The organism is Pseudomonas sp. SDO55104_S430 (assembly GCF_054070595.1).
Genome location: NZ_JBSVXG010000429.1, coordinates 1 through 2,082 on the forward strand (window position 1 = coordinate 1; position 2,082 = coordinate 2,082).

At 61.9% G+C, this 2,082-nt stretch carries 3 protein-coding genes; all 3 read left to right on the top strand.

The genetic code is table 11. The annotated features are described in order from the left end of the window. The first annotated feature begins 179 nt into the window (after nt 1–179). From ribA to ACW9JE_RS30400, 3 genes are read left to right on the top strand one after another with little or no spacing between them, the layout of a single operon-like run. Entirely contained in the window at nt 180–797 is a 618-nt protein-coding gene (gene ribA / locus ACW9JE_RS30390) for a GTP cyclohydrolase II (protein ID WP_044465292.1), read from the top strand. After that, the gene (locus tag ACW9JE_RS30395) at nt 794–1,213 is read left to right on the top strand and encodes an MFS transporter (RefSeq protein WP_224541364.1); all 420 of its coding nucleotides are present in this window, start codon (nt 794–796) and stop codon (nt 1,211–1,213) included. The genes ribA and ACW9JE_RS30395 overlap by 4 nt, the downstream gene beginning before the upstream one ends. Then, nucleotides 1,213–2,013 (top strand): cobalamin-binding protein, encoded by an 801-nt coding sequence (locus ACW9JE_RS30400; RefSeq protein ID WP_457434866.1) that lies wholly within the window; start codon nt 1,213–1,215, stop codon nt 2,011–2,013. The genes ACW9JE_RS30395 and ACW9JE_RS30400 overlap by 1 nt, the downstream gene beginning before the upstream one ends. The last annotated feature ends 69 nt before the right edge of the window (nt 2,014–2,082 follow it).

A 2,082-nucleotide genomic window follows, 5' to 3' on the forward strand; every position in this document is an offset into this window, starting at 1 on the left:
CATCCTCGCTCGATGACACACCGCTTTCGCGAGCAAGCCCGCTCCCACAGAGGGTTTGGGCAGGCCATATCAGACTTTTTGATGGTTATGCTCGATAATTCAGCCTAAGCGTCGGTTGGAACCTGCTGTTACAATGCCGGCCTGCGAATCTTCAGTCTTCTTAGATCAGGAGCACACCGGTGCCTGTCGTTTTTGTCGCCGCTTCCAAGCTGCCAACGCCTTTTGCGCAATTCACCATGCACGGCTTTCTCGATGAAGCCACCGGCCGCGAGCACGTTGTGCTGAGCCTGGGTGAGATCGCCGACGGTGCCCCGGTACTCGGCCGGTTGCATTCCGAGTGCCTGACGGGCGACGCCCTGTTCAGCCAGCGTTGCGACTGCGGCTCGCAACTGGAGGCCGCACTGCAGGCCATTGCCCGCGAAGGCCGTGGCGTGTTGCTGTACTTGCGTCAGGAAGGCCGCGGCATTGGCCTTCTGAACAAGATCCGCGCCTACGAATTGCAGGACGGCGGTGCCGACACCGTTGAAGCCAACGAGCGCCTGGGCTTCGCCGCCGACCAGCGTGACTACGCCATGTGCCTGCCGATGCTGGAGCACCTGGGCGTGAAATCCCTGCGTCTGATGACCAACAATCCGCGCAAGGTCAAAGCCTTGACCGACATGGGTATCGTGGTGGCCGAGCGCGTGCCGTTGCACACCGGCCACAACCCGCACAACAAACTTTACCTGGCGACCAAGGCCAGCAAGCTCGACCACATGATGGGCAACGAGCACCAGGGCGAGGTAGACCGGGCGTGACTCGCGGTCAGGTACGGCGGCGACTGTCCTTCAACTGGTGGCAATACTTTGCGTTGGCGTTGTTGCCGCTGTTCGTGATCAATGGCGTGTTCGGCGAAGGCGAGGCGATTCTGCCGGTGCTGGCGATGCCTTTTTTCATCGCCGGCGTGGCCTCGATGTTTGTCAGCCTGAAGTTCTTCGGTCGCTACAAGCACGCCTTGATCGCCACGCAAAAAGCTCTCGACACCCCGGAAGAGCCCGCGGCCTGGATCAGCCTCGCGGCCAAGCGGCGCATGGCCTTCCTCGCCGCCAGCCTACCGGCGTGGATCGGTGCACTGGCGGTGTTCGTCGGTCTTGAAGCCGTGCCGTTGATGCTGCTGGCATTGTCGACCGCCGTGTTGTTTTACCTCTACCGTATCCCGCGCCAGCTGGCTTGATGCGAACTCTCTGGCTGGCCTGTCTGCTGCTGGCCTTAAGCGATTCGGCAATGGCGGTGGAGCGGGTGGTCAGCCTCGCACCCTCGCTTACGGAAATTGTCGTCGAACTGGGCTCCGCCGATTTGCTGGTGGGCGTGCTGGATGCCGGCGAACGTCCCGTCGAACTGAAAAATCTGCCCTCCGTCGGCAGCTACGGTCAGCTGGACATGGAACGACTGCTCAGCCTGAAGCCCGATCTGCTGTTGCTCTGGCCCGGCAGCGTCGGTCCGGCCCAGCGCGATCAGCTCAAGCGCTTGAAAATTCCCACCTTCGTCGCCGAACCGCACAACTTCGCCGAACTCACCGCACAGATCGAAGCCATTGCCGCGCGGCTTGGGCGATCTGAGCGTGGGACGGTATTGGCGGACGATCTGCGTGGGCGGCTGGCGGAGCTGCGTCAGCGTTATCGGCGGGAGCAGCCCTTGCGCGGCTTTTATCAGGTATGGGACCGGCCGCTGTATACCGTTGGTGGTGGGCAGATCATCAGTGATGCGCTGGATGTCTGTGGTGTGCGCAACCTGTTTGCCGATCTGACATTGCCAGCGCCGCAGGTGAGTGTGGAGGCGGTGTTGCTGCGTAATCCCGAGGTGATATTGGCGGGAGATCAGGCTCAGCTGGATGCCTGGAAAGCCTGGCCGCAAGTCGATGCGGTGGTTCGCAAGCAGTTGCTCTTGGTCACCGAAAAAGGCCTGGAGCGGCCGAGTGGGCAGATGGTCGAGGCGACCGCCAAACTCTGCCACCTGATCCAACCCGATCGTTGAGGGCATTCGCGGGCAAGCCTCGCTCCCACGGGTTATGTGATCTGTAGGAGCGAGGCTTGCCCGCGAAGA

Excerpts from the sequence above, each read along its gene's own strand:
- ACW9JE_RS30400 (WP_457434866.1), top strand. The coding sequence starts at position 1,213 with ATGCGAACTCTCTGGCTGGCCTGTCTGCTGCTGGCCTTAAGCGATTCG.